21 protein-coding genes are annotated in these 19404 nt (G+C 42.4%); 13 read left to right on the plus strand and 8 right to left on the minus strand.

The features are described 5' to 3' along the window. The first annotated feature begins 12 nt into the window (after positions 1-12). From lysM to NFS34_RS07625, 3 genes are all read left to right on the plus strand, one after another. Positions 13-447: a peptidoglycan-binding protein LysM gene (lysM, locus tag NFS34_RS07615; protein ID WP_251359337.1), complete on the plus strand. Its 435-nt coding sequence runs from the start codon at positions 13-15 to the stop codon at positions 445-447. A 122-nt stretch (positions 448-569) separates the two neighbouring features. Then, positions 570-1751 carry a formate-dependent phosphoribosylglycinamide formyltransferase gene (purT, locus tag NFS34_RS07620; protein WP_251359338.1) on the plus strand — a complete coding sequence of 394 codons (1182 nt, stop codon included), beginning with the start codon at positions 570-572 and terminating at the stop codon, positions 1749-1751. 118 nt (positions 1752-1869) lie between these two features. Continuing rightward, the gene (locus NFS34_RS07625) at positions 1870-2319 is read left to right on the plus strand and encodes a universal stress protein (RefSeq protein WP_251359339.1); all 450 of its coding nucleotides are present in this window, start codon (positions 1870-1872) and stop codon (positions 2317-2319) included. Between the two features lie 25 nt (positions 2320-2344). Here the strand turns inward: NFS34_RS07625 and NFS34_RS07630 are convergent, their stop codons facing one another. Genes NFS34_RS07630 through NFS34_RS07640 form a run of 3 tightly spaced genes read right to left on the minus strand, consistent with a single transcriptional unit; the run spans position 2345 to position 6928 of the window. Then, positions 2345-4849 carry an RND family transporter gene (locus tag NFS34_RS07630; RefSeq protein ID WP_251359340.1) on the minus strand — a complete coding sequence of 835 codons (2505 nt, stop codon included), beginning with the start codon at positions 4847-4849 and terminating at the stop codon, positions 2345-2347. Positions 4850-4861: 12 nt separating this feature from the next. Continuing rightward, on the minus strand, positions 4862-6127 hold the full coding sequence (locus NFS34_RS07635; protein ID WP_251359341.1) for an HlyC/CorC family transporter: 1266 nt from the start codon (positions 6125-6127) through the stop codon (positions 4862-4864). A 3-nt stretch (positions 6128-6130) separates the two neighbouring features. Then, complete coding sequence (locus NFS34_RS07640) at positions 6131-6928, minus strand: inner membrane protein YpjD (protein WP_251359342.1); 798 nt, start codon at positions 6926-6928, stop codon at positions 6131-6133. 231 nt (positions 6929-7159) lie between these two features. Between NFS34_RS07640 and ffh the strand changes: the two genes are divergently transcribed. Further along, positions 7160-8563 (plus strand): signal recognition particle protein, encoded by a 1404-nt coding sequence (ffh, locus tag NFS34_RS07645; RefSeq protein ID WP_251359343.1) that lies wholly within the window; start codon positions 7160-7162, stop codon positions 8561-8563. Positions 8564-8800: 237 nt separating this feature from the next. Here the strand turns inward: ffh and NFS34_RS07650 are convergent, their stop codons facing one another. From NFS34_RS07650 to NFS34_RS07665, 4 genes are all read right to left on the minus strand, one after another. Beyond that, on the minus strand, positions 8801-9310 hold the full coding sequence (locus NFS34_RS07650; protein ID WP_251359344.1) for a hypothetical protein: 510 nt from the start codon (positions 9308-9310) through the stop codon (positions 8801-8803). A gap of 104 nt (positions 9311-9414) precedes the next feature. Beyond that, entirely contained in the window at positions 9415-9723 is a 309-nt protein-coding gene (locus NFS34_RS07655; protein WP_285834458.1) for an EthD family reductase, read from the minus strand. A 138-nt stretch (positions 9724-9861) separates the two neighbouring features. Then, the gene (locus NFS34_RS07660; RefSeq protein WP_251359346.1) at positions 9862-10554 is read right to left on the minus strand and encodes a hypothetical protein; all 693 of its coding nucleotides are present in this window, start codon (positions 10552-10554) and stop codon (positions 9862-9864) included. 164 nt (positions 10555-10718) lie between these two features. Beyond that, on the minus strand, positions 10719-11054 hold the full coding sequence (locus NFS34_RS07665; RefSeq protein ID WP_251359347.1) for a PQQ-binding-like beta-propeller repeat protein: 336 nt from the start codon (positions 11052-11054) through the stop codon (positions 10719-10721). Positions 11055-11271: 217 nt separating this feature from the next. On the opposite strand from NFS34_RS07665, the gene NFS34_RS07670 reads away from it, so the two are divergent. The 8 genes from NFS34_RS07670 (at position 11272) to NFS34_RS07705 (ending at position 17148) form a co-directional block, all read left to right on the plus strand. Further along, entirely contained in the window at positions 11272-11754 is a 483-nt protein-coding gene (locus NFS34_RS07670) for a hypothetical protein (RefSeq protein WP_251359348.1), read from the plus strand. Between the two features lie 142 nt (positions 11755-11896). Beyond that, positions 11897-12142 carry a 30S ribosomal protein S16 gene (gene rpsP / locus NFS34_RS07675; RefSeq protein WP_251359349.1) on the plus strand — a complete coding sequence of 82 codons (246 nt, stop codon included), beginning with the start codon at positions 11897-11899 and terminating at the stop codon, positions 12140-12142. A 31-nt stretch (positions 12143-12173) separates the two neighbouring features. After that, positions 12174-12698 carry a ribosome maturation factor RimM gene (gene rimM, locus NFS34_RS07680; RefSeq protein ID WP_251359350.1) on the plus strand — a complete coding sequence of 175 codons (525 nt, stop codon included), beginning with the start codon at positions 12174-12176 and terminating at the stop codon, positions 12696-12698. A gap of 11 nt (positions 12699-12709) precedes the next feature. Beyond that, the gene (trmD, locus tag NFS34_RS07685) at positions 12710-13465 is read left to right on the plus strand and encodes a tRNA (guanosine(37)-N1)-methyltransferase TrmD (protein ID WP_251359351.1); all 756 of its coding nucleotides are present in this window, start codon (positions 12710-12712) and stop codon (positions 13463-13465) included. A 71-nt stretch (positions 13466-13536) separates the two neighbouring features. Beyond that, positions 13537-13890 (plus strand): 50S ribosomal protein L19, encoded by a 354-nt coding sequence (gene rplS, locus NFS34_RS07690; RefSeq protein WP_285834474.1) that lies wholly within the window; start codon positions 13537-13539, stop codon positions 13888-13890. Between the two features lie 155 nt (positions 13891-14045). Continuing rightward, the gene (locus NFS34_RS07695; protein WP_251359352.1) at positions 14046-15098 is read left to right on the plus strand and encodes an SRPBCC family protein; all 1053 of its coding nucleotides are present in this window, start codon (positions 14046-14048) and stop codon (positions 15096-15098) included. A gap of 130 nt (positions 15099-15228) precedes the next feature. Then, positions 15229-16104, plus strand: coding sequence for a site-specific tyrosine recombinase XerD (gene xerD, locus NFS34_RS07700; protein WP_309296428.1), 876 nt, complete (start codon positions 15229-15231; stop codon positions 16102-16104). A gap of 264 nt (positions 16105-16368) precedes the next feature. After that, positions 16369-17148, plus strand: coding sequence for a thioredoxin fold domain-containing protein (locus tag NFS34_RS07705; RefSeq protein ID WP_251359354.1), 780 nt, complete (start codon positions 16369-16371; stop codon positions 17146-17148). Positions 17149-17160: 12 nt separating this feature from the next. Here the strand turns inward: NFS34_RS07705 and NFS34_RS07710 are convergent, their stop codons facing one another. After that, positions 17161-17529: an Mth938-like domain-containing protein gene (locus NFS34_RS07710; protein ID WP_251359355.1), complete on the minus strand. Its 369-nt coding sequence runs from the start codon at positions 17527-17529 to the stop codon at positions 17161-17163. Positions 17530-17664: 135 nt separating this feature from the next. Between NFS34_RS07710 and recJ the strand changes: the two genes are divergently transcribed. Continuing rightward, positions 17665-19404, plus strand: a complete 1740-nt coding sequence (gene recJ / locus NFS34_RS07715; RefSeq protein ID WP_251359356.1) for a single-stranded-DNA-specific exonuclease RecJ — start codon at positions 17665-17667, stop codon at positions 19402-19404.

The following is a 19404-nucleotide window of genomic DNA, read 5'->3' on the forward strand; positions in this document are numbered from 1 at the left end:
GAGGATTTTAAAATGGGTTTATTTGATTTTGCTTATAACATGGGTAAAAAACTTTTTGGTCATGATGATGATGCACAAAAAGAAATTCAGAAACACATTGAAGAAGATAACCCTGGGGTAGAAGAGCTCAACGTTGAAATGGGTGACGAAGGTAAAGTTGTTTTAACTGGTAAAGCCAGCTCTGCCGATGCAGTGGAAAAAGCGGTTTTAATGGCGGGCAATGTTGAAGGCGTTACTCAGGTGGATACGTCTGGCGTAGAAGCTCCAGAACAAGAAAAAGAAGTGGAGTTTTACGAAATCCAGAAGGGAGATACTTTGTGGGCTATTTCGCAAAAGTTTTTAGGTAATGGCGCGCGCTATAAAGAAATTTTTGAAGCCAACAAAGAAGTTATTAAAGATCCTGATTTAATTTATCCTGGTCAAAAAATTAGGATCCCGCTGGATTAATTAAACATTAAAAACAGTTGATAAAGGCTCCTTATGGAGCCTTTTTTGATCGCATTGGTTTTTCTAGGGTAAAAATATTGTTACACTCGGCTAACTTTCAATAGGTTTATTCGAGGCAGTTTATGTCTAGTATCGGAACACCATTATCAGCAAGTGCAAAAAAAGTGATGATGCTTGGCTCTGGCGAGTTAGGTAAAGAAGTGGTAATTGAATTACAACGCTTTGGGGTCGAGGTTATCGCGGTTGATCGCTATGATAATGCGCCAGCAATGCAAGTTGCGCACCGCAGTTACGCCATTAATATGCTTGATGAAAACCAATTAAAAGATCTTATCTATCAAGAAAAACCCGATTTAATTGTTCCTGAAATTGAAGCCATTGCTACCGAAAAATTAGTCGAGTTAGAAAGTGAGGGTTTTACGGTTGTGCCTACGGCTAGGGCGGCGCGTTTGACCATGGATCGAGAAGGCATTCGGCGTCTTGCGGCTGAAGATTTGGGCTTAAAGACCTCGCCTTATCAGTTTGCTGATACTTATGAAGAATATCAGGCAGCGCTTGACAAGATTGGTTTTCCTTGTGTCATAAAACCGGTCATGAGTAGCTCTGGTAAAGGCCAATCGACCGTAAAAACTGAAGCGGATATTGAGCAAGCTTGGAGTTACTCGCAAGAAGGCGGTCGTACTGGCGAAGGCAGGATCATTGTCGAAGGTTTTGTGGATTTCGATTATGAGATCACCTTATTAACCGTTCGTTCCGTTAGCGGAACTCATTATTGTGCGCCCATTGGTCATATTCAAAAAGATGGGGATTATCGCGAATCTTGGCAACCTCAAACCATGTCCGATGAGGCTTTACGTCAATCACAAGCGATGGCCAAAGCGATCACGGACGACTTGGGTGGTTACGGTTTGTTCGGCGTTGAGATTTTTATTAAAGGTGATCAAGCGATCTTTAGTGAAGTGTCACCGCGTCCTCACGATACCGGTTTAGTAACTTTGCTCTCGCAAGATTTGTCCGAGTTTGCGTTGCATGCCCGTGCTATTTTGGACTTGCCCATTCCTACGATTAATCAAGTTGGGCCTTGCGCTTCGGCGGTCATTTTGGTGGAAGGCGAGTCACAACAAGTAAGCTTTGCTAATTTAGAACAAGCTTTGGTTGAGCCGAATACTCATATTCGATTATTTGGTAAGCCCGAGGTTAGTGGTAAAAGGCGTATGGGTGTTGCGCTTGCACATGCTGACTCAATCGATGAGGCGCGAGCAAAAGCGCGCAATGCTGCTAATTTAGTGGAAGTGAGCCTTTAGCTAAAGCCGAGTCTTTGCTTGATCAAAATCAATGTTTACGCCTAAGATATTTGCTACCTTTTGTTTAGATAGGGCTTAACATGGGTTTTTAGTTGAGCATTAAACTTGGAGATCGCTAATGTATGCAAAAATTTTAGTCGCCATTGATCTACGCAAAGAAAGCCGCAGAATCATCAAAAAAGCTGCAAGCTTACTCAAGCCTAATGGTAAGTTGGTGTTGCTTCACGTAATCGAGCCTAGTGAATTTGGGCTTTTTTCGGCTTTCCCTTTTGGTGTTTTAGCCGATGTTCAGGATGCTGAAAGTAAAGTTATGGTTGCGGCCCAATCGAAAATGAACGCTTTACTTAAGGCTTTTAAACTGTCAGAAAAGTCGGCTTTAATCGAGGTGGGTAAAGCCAGTCGAGTGATTAAATCTAAAGCTGAAGAACTTAAGTCGGATCTGATAGTGATCGGAACCCACGGGCAAAAAGGCTACGAGTTGCTGTTGGGCTCGACTGCCAATGGCGTAACTCAGGGAGCTCCGTGTGATGTGCTAACGTTGCAAATGCGGATCAACAAAAAGCGTTAGCACAATCATTTCGCGATATGTCTAGTTACGTTTTACCCTTTAACGGTTTAATGGTTACTAGCATCAAAGGCAGCAAGGTTAAGTTTAAGAAGAGTGCAACTGCCATCGCTAATCCCGTTAGTAAACCGAAATAGATCGATGGGATAAAATCGGATAATGCTAAAATGGCAAAGCCAGCAATTACCGTTACGCCAGTATAGTATATGGCTTTACCAATGCTTGCATGACAGCGTTTCATGGTTGCCAAGTAGTCCTTATCTTTAACAAACTCAGCGCGGAAACGATGGACATAATGGATCGAGTTATCCACTGCAATGCCTATCACAATAGCAGCAATGGTAATGGTCATCATATCCATCGGGATCCCTGCTAAACCCATTATTCCTAACACCATAGCAGCGGAAAGGGCGTTTGGAATGGTCGCAATAATGGCAATAACCAAAGAGCGGAATAACACTAAAAACATTAACAAAATGGCGACGTAAACAGCACCAATAGTAAGAATTTGCGAGTCGAATAGACTTTCCAGCATATTGTTATAAAGCACTAACATACCTGTGAAATGTACGTTTTCTGGATTAATTTTGGCTTCACTCACGATATAGTTTCGAATATTGTCTATAAGCTCAGCTCGCTTGAGATTTTTATTGGTTTCTTCGACTCGGATGTTAATCCTAGCTTGGTTACCGTCGTCTGATAAGAAGGGCGCAAGTAGAGTATTGCGGACGTTATCAGGCGCTTTTTGATGCACCAAGCTTAAAGTTACTTGATCGGGCAAGTTACCCTCATTCATATTTTTCAGGGCTTTGCCCAAGGTTGCAGGCGATTGGACTTTGCCAGTAACTTCTAAGCCATCAATATAGTCGTGAATCTTTTCAAGTTGCTCTAAGCGACGACTGGTGAACCAATAGCCTGGGTCGTAAGTAGTATTAAATTCATCGGCAAACTCATCTTCAAATTCGTCTTCAAAATCATCATCGCTAGTTTGCAGTTCGCCATCAATAATAATATCTAAAGGGGTTGTTCCGCCCAGTTGCTGATCAATAACTTTCATCCCTTGATGAATTTCGGTATCGGGTTTGAAGTAATCAATAAAGCTGTTTTCAACTTTAAGTTTTGAGATCCCATAGGCACTTAATAGGATCAAACCTAAACTCATCAGGAAGATCAAAGGTTTAAACCTAATGCTAAAATTATAGATCCAATGGGTGATCTTATAGGTGATGCTAGTGCCGCTTTGGTGCTTGTCCATCGGCATTAGCTGAATAAAGCTGGGGAATATGATAAAAGTCAGCACAAACCCAAGCAGGATCCCCATGGTCATGATCCAACCAAAATCAATCACTGGTCGAATGCCACTGATAAGCAAAGAAATAAAAGCAACGATAGTGGTTAAAGCCGTATAAAAACAGGGCCAAAACATTCGTTTGATGGTAATGCTAACGCGCTGCTTTTGTTCGAGCTCAGGATGTTTTGAAATATAATCGCGATAAAAAACCACCAAATGAACCGATAAAGCTAATACCACAATTAATAAAATTGAGGGGAAATTCGACGAGATAACGGTAATCCGCCAATCCAAAAAACTAAGCAAACCTGCCAGTATGGTAACAGTGGTTAGGCAAGCGAATAAGGGTAGAACCACCCAGCGAATTTTGCCAAAAAAGGTGAATAGGGCGAGCATAATAAAGAGCAAGATCCCTATCCCAAATACGGTAATGTCATGCTGAATGAAGTCCAGCATATCATTGGTAATCATGGAAATGCCGCCAAGATGCAAACGAGCTACATCGCGGTAATCCTGCATAATAGTTCTGACCGAGTCGATAATAGCACGAGTTCGAGTGGCAGTGATCTTGCTGTAGGCATCAAAGTCTTTTTCTAAGGACGCTAGTTGGGCAGCTTCTACATTGCTTAGCGGCTGTTTCGTTTGGGTTTGTCTTAAGCTATCTCTGGCGTCAAGTAACGAAAAATAACGTTCATCACGTTTGAAATTGATTTGAATAGCACTGGTTTCTCCATCTTCTCCCACCAATAGATTTTTATAAATGGGGCTGCTAGTGAATTCTTTGAGTGCTTTTTGCTTATCCACACCCTCATCCATTAAGGTTGGAATATTCGATAACGCTTCTGGATCAAACTCTAAACCGTCAATAAGCGGAACATTTAAAATGCTATTGACACTGGCAACCGTTTCAATCGCTTTTAGCCGCTCGGTAAGCTCTGTTAATTTCGTTAAAGCTAGCTCATCCATTAAACCTTGCTTGGGTTGCCAGGTAATGATCAGAAAATCATCGGAACTGTAGTTTTTGTTAACTTCGCGATAATAGGCAAGGGAGGTATCGTTTTCTAGCACCAACGACTCACCGGAAGCATCTAGCCGAAATTTTGGTAGCTGAGTTGCTGCAATAAGCGTCAGCAAAACCACTGCGATGATCGATAGCAGTGGATGATTGATAATAGTGGCTTGGTAAAACCTAAAAAATAGGCTTTCTTTGTTGTTAGCTGGGTCGTGAGTTGTCGAGGTCATGAGTAATATGCTTCACGTTTTATAGAGACTCGGAATGATCCGAACGCTTTTGATTAAATTGCCTTTAACCTGCAACACTTCGAGCGGATAGCCATGAAGTCGCAAGCAGGTTCCAGATTGTGGAATGGTTTCCATGTATTCAGTGATTAAACCATTTAGGGTTTTTGGTCCTTCGGTGGGTAGTTCCCACTTGGTAGTACGATTTAAATCCCGAATGGTTATGCTGGCATCAACCAAAATAGAGCCATCTAACTGCGGTTGCACCTCTTTATTAATTGCCGACATCTCGGTAGTAAAATCACCAACGATTTCTTCTAGAATATCATCGAGTGTGACTAAGCCTTCAACATCACCGTATTCGTCAACCACTAAACCAATCCGATCGCGCTTACGCTGGAATTTCATCAGCTGAGTGTGTAATGGCGTACCTTCGGGAACGTAATAAATCGGATCGAGATAATCCAGTAGCTTTTCAGGTTTAGGGTTTTCTGTTTCCAAAACACGGCCGAAGTTACGAGCGTGTAAAAAACCTTGAACTTGATCCATATCGCCCCTAAACACTAACAAACGAGTATGAATCGACGTGCGTATCTGTTCGAAAATATAGTCAATATCGTCATTTAAATCGATCCCAGCGATTTCATTTCGAGGCACCATAATGTCATCCACCGTGACATTTTCCAGATCGAGAATACTTAACAGCATTGTTTGGTGGCGACTTGGGATCAAGGGGCCTGCTTCGTTGACCACACTGCGCAGTTCGTCTCGGCTTAGCTGATCACCGCTATGTTCGTCCGCTTTCACGCCGAACAAGCGCAATAGGCCATTGGAAAGAAAATTAATAAATTTAACCGCTGGATAAAATATCCCCGCTAACAGGTTCAAGACTGGCGCGGCAAAAAAAGCAATCCTTTCCGGAAATAGGGCGGCCAAAGTTTTGGGAGTAACTTCAGCGAAAATTAATACTACAAAAGTTAGCATCAAAGTTGCAGCAAAGATCCCACCTTCGCCCCAAAAGCGAATGGCGATAACGGTGGCAATTGCCGAAGCAAGGATATTAACGATATTGTTACCCAACAAAATCAGCCCCAACAATTTATCGGGCCGCTTGAGCATTTCAGAGACTTTTTTTGCTTTGCGATTACCTTGCTTGGCTTGGTGGCGCAGCCGATAGCGGTTTAGCGACATCATGCCGGTTTCGGAACTGGAGAAAAAAGCCGAAAGCAGCAACAAAATACCTAAAAATATAAATAGGGTGCCGGTTGACAGGGATTCCAAGGATCAGCCTCTTTGTAAGATTAGCTCGATGACCAATTTACTGCCGATAAAGCCTAAAGCGAGCAAGCCGAAGGCAATCAAGGTCAAGCGAGCAAAACGAATACCACTAATTTTTGAGGATTTATACAACAGGATAAGTGTACAGAAGCTGAACCAAGCCAAAACCGTTAGCACAATTTTGTGCATAGCCTGAGCTTGAATTACTTCTTGCGGCAAGAAAAAGCCTAAGACCAAAGCTACTGTTAACAATAAAACGCCGATCACCACAATATCAAAATTAAGCCGCTCCATGTGCAGCAATGGCGGCATCAGTGGATGGATCGCACTGGGTTTGGTTTTGAGTTTTTTGTTCAGCAATAATACTAAGATGCTTTGAATGGTCGCCATCAAGAGCAAACTGAAGCTGATAATGGCTAACCAAATATGCCAGATACCTAAGGTGTCGCCTTTAAGATCGAGGAGCCAAGGTTTGTGCGGGATCAAGCTTACTAATAAACACACGGCTGCGAATAAAGCCGCGTAGAGCATTAAATGTGGTGCTTGGCGGTGGAATCGATAAAGCGCAATCAAAAATACCAATATAAAGGCTGTTAGCGAGAGTAGATTAAATAAGGATAAATTTTGTCCTGCCGTGGTTTCTATTGATAGATACAGAGAATAGAGATGCAAGGCCATCGGAACGAAGGGTAAATACTTGCTCCAATCGGGCAATTCTTGATTTGGGTGCTTGAGTCTGTGGGCAAAGAATCCGACAAGCCCTAAATAGACCAATGCAGTAATGATATTAATACTTAGTGGCATGGTTTTCGCTGATTATTTTACTGGCTGTAATGGTTTGAGTTTTAGCTGTCGCCATGAGTCTTATTTCAGGTGCAAATAGTATCACAAATTCGTTCCTGATCCGCTATAATGCGGCCAATTGAAGAAAGAATTTTACTCCCAATGATTATTAAGAGGCTTAACTGATGTGGGTTAGGCCAAGCTTCTATGCAAAAACTTGCTAAGAGGCTAGGTTGGGAACTGAGGACCTTTATGTTTGAAAGTTTAAGTGATCGCCTATCTGGTGCGCTCAAAGCCATTCAAGGCAAGTCGAAAATTACCGAAGATAATATCAAGGAAACCTTACGCGAAGTGCGTATGGCGCTGCTTGAGGCGGATGTGGCGTTGCCAGTGGTACGTGAGTTTGTCGCATCGGTTAAAGAGCGGGCGGTTGGCACCATTGTTGGTAAATCGCTCGATCCTGGTCAAGAATTCATCAAGATCGTTAATGACGAAATGATCAAGGCGATGGGCGAAGAAAACGATTCGCTTAACTTGGCCGCCAAGCCGCCAGTGGTGATTTTGATGGCGGGTTTGCAAGGTGCTGGTAAAACCACTTCTGCCGGTAAGCTTTCCCATCTATTGATTAGTCGTGAGAAAAAGTCAGTCATGGTGGCATCGGCAGATGTCTATCGTCCGGCGGCGATCAAGCAGTTGGAAACCGTTGCAGGCGAAGTCGGAGCGACTTTCTTTCCCAGTTCGACCGAGCAAAAGCCAGTAGATATTGCTAAAAACGCGATTGAAGAAGCGCGTAAACAATTTATCGACGTCATCATTATCGATACTGCCGGCCGATTGGCGGTTGATGAAGAAATGATGAATGAAATCAAGGCGTTGTATGCAGCCATCGAGCCTACTGAGACCTTGTTTGTGGTTGACTCTATGACGGGTCAAGATGCTGCTAATACTGCCAAAGCCTTTAATGACGCCTTGCCATTAACCGGTGTTATCTTAACCAAAGCCGACGGTGATGCGCGTGGTGGTGCGGCGCTGTCGATCCGCCAAATTACCGGCAAGCCGATTAAATTTATCGGTATGGGCGAAAAGCTCGATCAATTAGAGCCGTTCCATCCTGAGCGGGTAGCTTCTCGAATTTTAGGCATGGGCGATGTCCTAAGTTTAATTGAAGAAGTTGAGCGTAAGGTCGATAAGAAAAAAGCCGAGAAAGTTGCCAAGAAAATCATGAAAGGCAAAGGCTTTGATCTTGAAGATTTTCGTGAACAGCTAGTGCAAATGCAAAATATGGGCGGTATGGCTGGTTTGATGGATAAACTTCCCGGTATGGGGCAAATCCCCGAAGCGGCTAAGCAAAAAGTCATGAATGATAAGTCTACCGGCCAAATGATGGCGATTATCAATTCTATGACCCCAAAAGAACGTGCTCGCCCTGAGTTAATTAAAGGTTCGCGCAAAAAGCGTATCGCCAATGGCTCTGGCACTCAGATCCAAGATGTCAATCGTTTGCTAAAGCAATTTACCCAAATGCAAAAGATGATGAAAAAAATGAAAGGTAAAGGCGGCATGATGAAAATGATGCGCGGTATGCAAGGCAAATTACCGCCGGGTATGGGTGGAATGGGCGGCCCAGGAGGGATGCCACCTTTTGGACGCAAATAAACTACCTAATCACTGCTTTAAATACTCTTAACTCAAAGCCTTGTTTCTAATAGTAAACCACAACTTTGAGTTAAAGCATTTGCTTTGTTCTGGGAATTTTTCCAGTAAATGGTTGTAGGCGGTGGTAAGCTCGCGAACCCCGACAAAGTAAAAGTATAGTTTGGACTCACTGCCACTCGAGTTTACCCCATGGGTGCAAACTATGCTTGTTCCAACTAAACATTTTTTATAAACATATCAATCAACGTAACTTTCTATACTTGCACTTTTTACAATACTATTCTTAAGTTCAAATTTTATGGGCGCGAAGCCACCATCGCCAAAAGCAATCATATAGATAAAAGATGTTTTGGAGCTAAATTCTGAGTTAGGTTTTCCAAAATAATTAATTAATTCTTCAGAGGTGTGACCGATAAAGCATGGTGTTATTTGAATAGAGCGGCAACTATCGAAAGTTACATTAGTTAAAAGCTCTCTGCTAGAGTTATCGTCGAACTCACCTTTCCATACAGTTATGCTCAAAGATGGATAGATTAAAGTTAATAACTCAGATTTGGTTTGGTTATAACGAACCGCTAAGGCTTTTGTAGATGAACGTTGTGGTGGACCAAACCTATGCTTTATCTGCCCGATTGAGTTTCCATATTCTAAAATAGTTTCGGCATAGGCAATTCTATTAGCTTCAGATGCTGTAACTCCAGAAATCCCTAAGAGAGTAAAAATTAGCATTAACGATTTAGTTAACATTCAAATGCACAATAGTGACTAATTATTAACATTTTATGTTGTCGCAGTTGTTGTTGCAACAACAACTGCGACAACAGTTTGTTGAGCTGCGGTGGTAGCAGGCTTCAGCGTATCTCGCTTATTTGTACTTCAGGGGTAATGTCGGTGAAATTAACCGTATCACCCTGAATTTGTTCTAAATTTGCGCCAAAAGATTGTTTGAATGCATCCACTGAGTCAAAAGACATATGGGCAATAGCAACATATATAGGCGGCTCACCGTTTTCGCCGCTGGTAATACCGAGATCTACCGAGGAGTCTTTCAAGCTTTCTCCAAGTAAATCGCTAACCATGGGCATATGTTTTTCTAGATAGTAATTCACATCGAATGTTGCTTCAGAGCTGTTCGGATACATAACCGATACTTTAATCATAGAAGCCGTCTCTCTTAATTAAAAATGTACCGCTTTGACAGCTCAAGAAATCATAAAGTTTCACTGATAATGCGAACTGCTAGACAAAGCTGAATTGTTTTCGAATCGTCTGCTTAGCTTGAACTCAAACTATAAAGGCTACGATTTTCTTTTTATAGCGACAACGCCGCGTTTCATTTTAAGTTCTTGAATTCTCAATTCCATTTTATGGATAACATTCTTTAGAGCTTTTAAATTGTCAGGGTGAATTTTAACCAAAAAATCTTCACAAGAGTCAGGCATAAATAAATAACGTTGCGCTCCGCCATCGCCAAAATAGCCCTTACACATCACGCGGATATTTCTGCAAGCACCAATACTCTTGAGGCGACTACCGGTACAGTTCGGAAATTCTTTTTTTAGAGCCTTCAAAGCTCGCTCCGACACTTCTAAATCATTGTATCGCATATACAGATTGATGGCAGAGTCTTCATATTGACTGCGATTTTCGTCCAGCATTGCTTTGTCTAACTTATTAAAAAGCGCCACTACATGCTTTTCTTTTGATTCTTTAGCAACAAATGCCCAAGAATAGGACTTCTCAAAGTTAACATCAGCACCTTGTCCCAATAAGTACATTAAAGAAAGTTTATATTGAGCGTATTTATCACCTGCTTTCGCAAGCTTTTGGTATATTGGGAAAGCTTCGCTGTACTTTTTTTCTTTATAGAGTTTTTCAACTAATTGAACATCATCGTCATTAGGCACGTAGAATTTTTTTTTGGCTTCAAGAGGAGGGTGAAATATTGTAATTAATGTGAATAAAGCAATGAGTAGGGTGTTTTTAGTCATAGTAACTTCCTTTTTGATCTAGTGCCTACAAAACTGACTGGATTTAACAATAAAAGGTTACAATTTGATTTTCGATAGCTAAAAAGTATTGCTCCTTAATCTTAATGTGCGAAGTCTTAGCCGAAACAATCAATATTTTGATTTTGCAAATGATAAAAGTATTACTAACTTGTACTTGTAGTAGCGGCAGCAGCTCCTGCCGCAGAGGCGGTTTGTTGAGCTGAGGCGGCGCTGGCGGATGCGCCAGTGGTTTGCTCAGAGCCGGCGATAATGCAGTAGCTGTAGCCTAGGCCTTTGAGTTCGTTTTCCCATTGGATTTCACCTGTTAGGGCGTTTAGGGCGAATAAATGACCGCCAGAATAAGCGATGATTTGGTTGCCTTCCCTAATCAGGTTGGTTAATGAGCTACCTTTTTTGATTTTGGTGCGCCAAACTTCGTTGCCAGTGGATTTATCAATACAGGTGATATGACCAGCCATGCCGATATAAACGTGATTCATGGGTTCTCCTTACTAGGTGCTGATTTATACTAATTATTTGATTTATAAAAATTAATTTAGCATTTCTGGGTATTTAGTTCTGTGAAAAACTGTAACAGTTTGCTAATCTTACGTTGGATATAAATAATAAATAAGGATACAAAATGGATAATAATTTCAGAGGAAGCCTTTGGGAAAATAGTAATTACTTCATCTTTCTTTTTTGTTTGTCGGCTTTTTGCCAATATTATCTCCTTTCAATGTAATTCAAGAATTACTCTACCTCTTTATCTTTCGGGGTAAAGATTTAAATATTTCTTCAAATACTATGTATTTGATTATTCAAGGAATTAGATGGCTACCGATAATTTTATTAATTGCATTTTGGATATGGAAAAAAGGGATTCTCCCTAAAATAGAAGTAGGCACAAAGCATAAGGGTTTAACGCCTGTAATCGTTGCTAATGTATTGATATTGCTAGGGATTGGTTTTTTTACTGTCATAGCTTTACAAGCTAAAGGCGGAGGTTCAATTTCTGGTGTTCCGCTAGGTATGTGGGGTATGCTTTGTGCAATTATTGGCGTCATAGGCGTCATTATAATTGAATGGAATCGCTGGAAACCCGTTAACCGTTCCGGAATCCATGTTATGCAATTAATAATTGTGTTAGCGCTTGCCTATAAGCCGTTGCAATATATAGCTGCGATGCTCATAAGATAATACAAAAAATAGGCTAAAAGCATTTCCAAAACTCTGCGTTTTCATGTAAAATTCGCGCTCTTAAAAATTTGTAAGCCTTTGAAAACCTCGTAATACGGCGTTTTCAGGGTTTTTTTGTACTTTAAAACAGAGGATTTAAACGATGGTAGTCATTCGTTTAGCTCGTGGCGGTTCTAAAAAACGCCCTTTTTACCACTTAGTAGTTGCTGATCAACGTATGAAGCGTGATGGCCGTTTTATTGAGCGTGTGGGCTTCTTTAACCCTGTTGCTCGCGGTCAAGAAGAGCGTTTACGCGTTGATAACGATCGTGTTGAGCATTGGGTTGGCCAAGGCGCACAACCAAGCGCTCGTGTTGCTAAGTTGTTGAAAGATAACGCAGCTGCATAATTTTAGTTCTTTTTAGTTTAGAGAAGAACCAGTGTCATTGCCGGAAAATTTCAAACCTTTAGTGGTGGGCAAAATTAACGGCGCTTATGGCATTAAAGGGTGGGTTAAGGTGTATTCCTATACCGATCCGAAGGAAAACATTCTTTCCTACAACCCTTGGTATATGAAGGTGAAAGGCCAATGGCTACCGCTGGACATCACCAATGGGCGTGAGCAGGGCAAAACTGTGGTTGCTCACATTAAAGGTTGTGATGATCGAAATTTGGCGGAGAGTTACCACGGTAACGAACTGGCGATTGACGAGTCACAACTTCCTCAGTTAGGGGGCGACGATTATTATTGGCGCGATCTAGTGGGGCTGTCAGTGGTTAACTTGCAAGGTGAAGACTTTGGCACGGTTAAGAGTCTGATGGAAACTGGTGCAAATGATGTGTTGGTGGTGAAAGCTGCCGGAGAAGAAGAAATTCTGATCCCATTTGTATTAGAACACAGTGTTATTAAGGTAGATTTAGCCGCGAAATTAATCACGGTTGATTGGCAAGCCGACTACATTTAAGGCTGCTTCAGATGAATATTCATGTGATCAGCTTGTTTCCGCAGATGTTTGATGTGGTAACTGAGCAAGGTGTGGTAGGTAGAGCTATCCAAAAAGGTAAGGTTGGATTTGAGGTAACTAATCCCAGAGACTTTACCAGTGATAAACACCGCACGGTGGATGATCGACCTTATGGGGGCGGGCCAGGCATGTTGATGATGACCGAGCCATTAACCCAAGCGATTCGATTTGCTGATTCGAAATTGGCAATAGATGGCGAACCAGTACATAAAGTCTACCTTTCGCCGCAAGGTAAAAAGCTAGATCAGAAGCTGGTTCAGGAATTGGCTAGTAAGCCAAACCTGCTATTAGTAGCAGGGCGCTATGAAGGAATTGATGAGCGAGTGATTGAGTCGGAAATCGACCAAGAAATATCGTTAGGAGATTTTGTTCTTAGTGGAGGGGAAGTTGCGGCAATGGCCGTGATCGACGCGGTTGTTCGCGTAATGCCTGAGGTGCTCGGGCATGAGCAATCGGCGGTTGAGGATTCGTTTAGTGGCGATGGGATAGCTTTGTTAGATCATCCGCACTATACGCGCCCTGAGAGTTTTGAGGGCAAACAGGTTCCAAACATATTGCTAACTGGTGACCACGAGAAAATTCGTCGCTGGAGGCTGAAGCAATCTCTGGGCAGGACTTGGGTAAGACGCAAAGATTTGTTGGAAGACGTTGAATTAAACGAAGAACAGCAAACTTTGTTGCAAGAATTTATCGATGAATTGGAGTAGTCATTGCTTAATTCATCCTATTATTAGTTTTTATTCTATTGAAAAGTAGAGCTCAAGTGAGGAGCACAGCCATGAACATTATCGATCAGTTAGAAGCTGAACAAATGACTAAAGAAGTACCGACTTTCGGTGCTGGTGACACTGTTGTTGTACAGGTTAAGGTAAAAGAAGGTAACCGTGAGCGTTTACAGGCCTATGAAGGCGTGGTAATTGCGAAGCGTAACCGTGGTCTTAATTCTGCATTCACAGTACGTAAAATTTCTTCGGGTGTAGGCGTTGAGCGTACATTCCAAACTTACAGCCCATTGGTTGACAGTATTACGGTTAAGCGTCGTGGTGATGTTCGTCAAGCGAAAATCTACTACTTGCGTGAGCGTTCTGGCCGTTCTGCACGTATCAAAGAGAAATTGGACAACAAATCGTAATTCTAAATTACAATTGTTTGATTTTCTTAATAAAAAGGCAGCTTTCGAGCTGCTTTTTTTGTGTCTGGCTGGATCGCATTTAACAAATCGCGCGGTTAACATCATTCATAAAATATGCTAGCTTATTGTTTTTAAAGCCTTTATTTGGAAATATCATGGCCATTTTAAGACGTCTACTCATATCCTTAGCGATCTTTATTGGATTACTGTTTGTGATCAGCTTTTTTTTACCAAAGACCGCGCAGGTGGAGCGCTCGATAGTGATTAACAGCTCGCAAGAGACCTTGTTTAATTATTTGAATACCACGAAAAATTTTAATCAATGGTCGCCTTGGTTTGAGATGGATCCTAGTGCAACCTATGAATTTAGTGGGCCTGAGGTTGGTGTTGGCGGAGCCTTGACTTGGGATGGCGAAAAAACTGGCAAAGGCACACAAGAGGTTATCGAATCGAATCCTTACAGTGACATTAAACTTAAATTAGTGTTCGATGGTCAGCCGCCAGCAACCGCTAGCTATCACTTGGAGTCTGCGGCCAAAGGTACAAAAATCACTTGGCGCTTTCATACTGGTCTAAATGGCCCGATCGAGAAGTATTTGGGCTTAATGATGGATTCTTTTGTGGGCGATATGTATGCTAAAGGACTGAATAATTTAAAGGCCAAAGTGGAAGCTTTGCCAGAGCCAGTAGCAGCGGTCAAAGAAGAGGTTATGGAAGTAGTTACGCCAGAGATCCCAAAGGGACCGCATATCGTCACGGTTGAGCCCAATGCGATTATTTACATGGCGAATAGATCGGAGATGGATGGCGATAAAATCTCGCAAGCGCTGGCCGAGTCCTACGGGAAACTAGTCGCTTTCATGGCGGAAAAGCAATTAAACTTTGCCGGTGCACCACTGGCTATCACTACTGGCGGCAGCCCTGAAGAAGGTTTTTGGGCTTTCGAAGCGGCTTTGCCTGTGGATTATGCGGTTGAAGTGGATGAGGGCAGCGAGATTCAATTTAAGCGCACTTACGCCGGCAAAGCCGTCAAATTAGTTCATATTGGCCCTTATATGGAAATGACCGAATCCTACAAGCAACTGGCACAATATGTAGCCGAAAATAATCTTCTACCCAACGGTAACATGTGGGAGCAATACATTTCCGATCCGGCTAATACTGCCGAAGAAGAGCTGATTACCCGCTTGTATTTTCCTATCCAATAATCACGACAGTTTTTACAAAAGGAGGCTGATGCCTCCTTTTTTGTTATGATAAGCTTTCCCAGTGGAATGAGTTTTTAAGTCTTTGAACCAAGATAACCAACACAATCAGGCTAACCAAGCCAATTTAGCTATTGTTGAGCAGTTTTGTGATCAAGTGTGGATGGAGCAAGGACTCTCGTCAGCAACCTTAGCCAGCTATCGAACCGATTTAAAGGTGTTTGCTGACTGGTTAGCAAAGCGCAAGAAGCGATTACTGGATGTGGACATCATTGATTTGCAAGATTATTTACAGTTCCGCTATCAGCAGGCATACAACAACCGCTCAACGGCGCGTTTTTTATCATCATCGCGTAAATTTTATCGCCATTTGCTACAGAATCACCTGATTAAAAGTGATCCCACGCTCAATATTGATAGCCCCAAAGTTCAGCCGCCAATCCCCAAGTCGTTAAGCGAACAAGATGTGGAGTCACTTCTTGAGCAACCCGACTTGGATTCGGTTATGGGCTTGCGCGACAAAGCTATGTTAGAAGTTTTGTATTCGAGCGGCTTGCGGGTGAGCGAGTTGATAGGCTTGGAGCTTAATCAGGTGAATTTGCAACAAGGAGTGTTAAGAGTTATCGGCAAGGGTGATAAGGAGCGTTTAGTGCCGCTAGGCGAGCAAGCGATAGAGGCTATTAGTCACTATATTCGGCAAGCACGTTCAGAATTGGCGAAATCGCAGCAATTGGATCCGTTGTTTTTGAGTAAGCGGGGCAAGATGATGACGCGCCAGACCTTTTGGCATCGAATTAAATATTATGCGCAACAAATTGGTATTCGCGATAAAATTTCTCCGCACATACTGCGCCATGCGTTTGCGACTCATTTGTTAAACCATGGCGCCGATCTAAGAACCCTACAGATGTTATTGGGGCACAGTGACCTATCCACCACTCAGATTTATACCCATGTAGCCAAGGAGCGCTTAAAGCAGCTGCATTCGCAACATCATCCGCGCGGTTAAAAGCTAAGTTATGGCTAGCATTTTAAGCCTAATTAGCGCTTGTTCTAGCTTGTAAATATTTGTAAAGTGAGGCTCTTTTGGCTGGAATGGGCGTAAAATAGCCCCCATCAACGAAATAATGGCGTTTTAGCTGAAACAAATCGGCGTTTCGCGATTCTAGTAACTAGTATTAAGTAATAGCGCCTAGATAAAAGGCTTCGTAAAAACGCCTATTAAGGCTCTAATGTATAATTGGTAAACGGTTGTAATTGAATGATAAAAGTAATGTCCTATAAGAAAATAGCTTCTGTAATGGTGAGCATCAGTGTGTTGGTATTGACTCTAATTGCGGGTAAGGTGCAGGCGGGTGAGTTATCTGCTGATGAAGTTAAGTCTTTGATGAAGCAACGTTTTCCTAGTTTAAATATTACGTTAATCAACGACAGTCAATTACCAGGTTTTTTTGCGGCGGAAGCTGATGGCGATTTGATCTACATCACCAAAGATGGTCGCTACTTTATTCAGGGTACGGCGATTGATATGGAGCAGCGCAAAAACCTCAATCGTGAACAGACCACGGCGTGGAACAATTTGAAATCGCCCATGCGCAAAGAAGATATTGCTAAGTTAAACGATAAGGACATGGTGATATTTAAAGCGCCTAATGAAAAGCACGTGATTACGGTGTTTACTGACATCGATTGCGGTTATTGCCGTAAGTTACACAAAGAACGTCAGGACTATTTAGATCGTGGTATCACCATTCGCTACCTAGCCTTTCCGCGAGCCGGATTACAATCTTCCGCAGCGAAAAAACTAGAAGGGATCTGGTGTTCTAAAGATCGTCAAACGGCTATGACCAACGCCAAGCTTAAACAAAAATTTAGTAAAGCTTCTTGTGAAAACCCTATCGCTGAACACATGAGACTGGTACGCAAATTTGGCCTAGGCGGAACTCCAAGCATTGTATTGGAAAACGGTAATTTGATCGGTGGCTATCAACCGGCAGAAATATTAGCGCAAAATTTGGATAGCATGAAAGCGGTTAAACAAGCTGCAAAATAATTTCAAATTTATTTAGATTAACAATAGTGCTAAAACCTTACGACCTTCGCTGGCCAGGATGGTGAAGGTTCGGCAAGCCGCGTCCGTTGCCATCACTTCTAACGGACGCCCAATCAACTGCGCCGCTTCTAGCAGTCCCCAGTCGGGAAATTCTAAAGTTTTTCCGGTTCCTAATATCACTACTTCATGATCTAGAAGTCGCCATTCTTTAAGCTGTTGCTGGCTAATGTCAGTTACTTTTTGGATAGAGTCTAAGGTTTCTAGTTGGTCTGGTGAAAGCAAAATGCAACCTTGATAAGGGGTTTGATTGATAATAATACGCCCTGATTCGTAAGATTGTATTTGGTATTTACCGCTTGGCGCATCAAGTGATATTTCCATGAGTTCTTAATGGTGGTTTCTGCTAACAAGTTTGTCCATAATAGCAAGAATTGAAAATTTAAAAAGCGCCGTGATTTCTAGCGGCTGCTGGCCAAGCTGAGCGGCTAGATGAATAAGCCTAAATAATAAATAACTATGAAGAAAATGATTGTATCGCGCCAAGCGCAAATTGATTCGAGCGAACTTAATGCTGAAAATTTAATTGATAGAATTTTGCTGAGTCGCGGGATCGCCAGTAAAAAAGAATTGGATTATAGCTTAGCTAATTTACAGCCCTTTACTGAACTGAAGGATATTGATAAGGCTTGTCAGTTATTGGCAGAAGCGATTGAGCAACAACAAAAAATATTGATAGTAGGTGATTTTGATGCCGATGGTGCCACTAGCAGTGCGCTAGGGATCTTGGTATTAAAAGCTTTTGGCGCTAAACATATCGACTATTTAGTTCCGAATCGATTTGACTATGGCTATGGCTTATCGCCAGAGTTGGTGGAGCTTGCTAAAACCCAGCAGCCGGATCTGATCGTAACCGTGGATAATGGTATTTCCAGTATCCAAGGGGTTCACAAGGCCAAAGAGTACGGCATTAAGGTTGTCATTACCGACCATCATTTGGCTGGCGATGAGTTACCGCAAGCGGATGCGATTGTTAACCCCAACCAACCCGATGATAAGTTTGCTAGTAAAAATCTCGCTGGAGTGGGGGTTATGTTTTACCTTTTGTTGGCGCTACGCAGTTATTTGCGTGATAAAAACTGGTTTGAGCAAGAAAAAATTACCGAACCGAATCTAAGCCATTATCTTGATTTAGTGGCGTTGGGTACGGTCGCAGATTTAGTGGCATTGGATTATAACAACCGAATTCTAGTGCATCATGGCCTGCGCTTGATGCGGGCAGCTAAAGCTCGACCTGGAATATTACAGCTGTTGAATTTAACCAAAAAGAATCTAGCAAAAGTTAAAAGTACCGATTTAGGTTTCGCGGTGGGACCAAGAATTAACGCCGCTGGTCGTTTGGATGATATGAGCTTAGGGATTGAGTGTTTACTTGCTAGTGATGAAAAGCAGGCGCGCGAATATGCGCAAATTTTGCATCAACTCAATTCCGATCGGCAGCAAGTGGAGCAAGAAATGCAAGATGAAGCTATGGCTATTCTTGCTGAGCAAAGCTTTGAAAATTTTGATGCCAATAGTTTGTGTTTGTATCAAGCCCATTGGCACCAAGGAGTAGTGGGTTTGTTGGCCTCGCGCATTAAAGAGAAAGTTAATCGCCCTTGTATTGTGTTTGCTAATGAAGATGAGAAAAATTTAAAGGGTTCAGCACGCTCAGTTAAAGAATTACATATTCGCGATGCGTTAGCTTTGTTGGATAGCCAGCAGCCAGGACTTATTACAAAGTTTGGCGGCCATGCCATGGCTGCAGGACTTTCCATTAAAAGCGAAGATTTCGAACGGTTTTGTCAATATTTTGAGTCTGTGGTTACCCAACTGTTGCAGGGCGACGCCATTGGTAACGAAATCGAAACGGATGGCAGCCTAAGTCCCGAGCAGCTACAATTGGCGACTATTGAGCAGCTGAATGTATTGGCGCCTTTTGGGCAGGGTTTTCCCGAGCCGATATTTAGTGGTGAGTTTGAGGTTTTAACGCAAAGAATTGTTGGGGAAAATCACCTTAAGCTCGCTTTAAAGCCGCCACAAGATTTAAACGCTGACGATAGTGAAGCGGTGTTGCAAGCGATAGCTTTTCGAGTTGAGGTGGCGCAGTGGCAACAAAAAGCGCGGAAGATCCGCGCGGTTTATCAATTGGATGTAAACGACTATTATCAACAGCCGCAACTGCAGCTGATCATTCAATACCTAGAGCGACTCGATTAG

The organism is Kangiella sp. TOML190, from assembly GCF_023706045.1.
In the GTDB taxonomy this organism is placed as follows: Bacteria; Pseudomonadota; Gammaproteobacteria; order Enterobacterales; family Kangiellaceae; genus Kangiella.

Excerpts from the sequence above, each read along its gene's own strand:
- trmD (WP_251359351.1), top strand. The coding sequence starts at position 12,710 with ATGAATATTCATGTGATCAGCTTGTTTCCGCAGATGTTTGATGTGGTA.
- NFS34_RS07630 (WP_251359340.1), bottom strand. The coding sequence starts at position 4,849 with ATGACCTCGACAACTCACGACCCAGCTAACAACAAAGAAAGCCTATTT.
- ffh (WP_251359343.1), top strand. The coding sequence starts at position 7,160 with ATGTTTGAAAGTTTAAGTGATCGCCTATCTGGTGCGCTCAAAGCCATT.
- NFS34_RS07695 (WP_251359352.1), top strand. The coding sequence starts at position 14,046 with ATGGCCATTTTAAGACGTCTACTCATATCCTTAGCGATCTTTATTGGA.
- NFS34_RS07655 (WP_285834458.1), bottom strand. The coding sequence starts at position 9,723 with ATGATTAAAGTATCGGTTATGTATCCGAACAGCTCTGAAGCAACATTC.
- lysM (WP_251359337.1), top strand. The coding sequence starts at position 13 with ATGGGTTTATTTGATTTTGCTTATAACATGGGTAAAAAACTTTTTGGT.
- rplS (WP_285834474.1), top strand. The coding sequence starts at position 13,537 with ATGAACATTATCGATCAGTTAGAAGCTGAACAAATGACTAAAGAAGTA.
- NFS34_RS07660 (WP_251359346.1), bottom strand. The coding sequence starts at position 10,554 with ATGACTAAAAACACCCTACTCATTGCTTTATTCACATTAATTACAATA.
- NFS34_RS07665 (WP_251359347.1), bottom strand. The coding sequence starts at position 11,054 with ATGAATCACGTTTATATCGGCATGGCTGGTCATATCACCTGTATTGAT.
- purT (WP_251359338.1), top strand. The coding sequence starts at position 570 with ATGTCTAGTATCGGAACACCATTATCAGCAAGTGCAAAAAAAGTGATG.
- NFS34_RS07710 (WP_251359355.1), bottom strand. The coding sequence starts at position 17,529 with ATGGAAATATCACTTGATGCGCCAAGCGGTAAATACCAAATACAATCT.
- NFS34_RS07705 (WP_251359354.1), top strand. The coding sequence starts at position 16,369 with ATGTCCTATAAGAAAATAGCTTCTGTAATGGTGAGCATCAGTGTGTTG.
- NFS34_RS07625 (WP_251359339.1), top strand. The coding sequence starts at position 1,870 with ATGTATGCAAAAATTTTAGTCGCCATTGATCTACGCAAAGAAAGCCGC.
- rpsP (WP_251359349.1), top strand. The coding sequence starts at position 11,897 with ATGGTAGTCATTCGTTTAGCTCGTGGCGGTTCTAAAAAACGCCCTTTT.
- NFS34_RS07650 (WP_251359344.1), bottom strand. The coding sequence starts at position 9,310 with ATGTTAACTAAATCGTTAATGCTAATTTTTACTCTCTTAGGGATTTCT.
- recJ (WP_251359356.1), top strand. The coding sequence starts at position 17,665 with ATGAAGAAAATGATTGTATCGCGCCAAGCGCAAATTGATTCGAGCGAA.
- NFS34_RS07640 (WP_251359342.1), bottom strand. The coding sequence starts at position 6,928 with ATGCCACTAAGTATTAATATCATTACTGCATTGGTCTATTTAGGGCTT.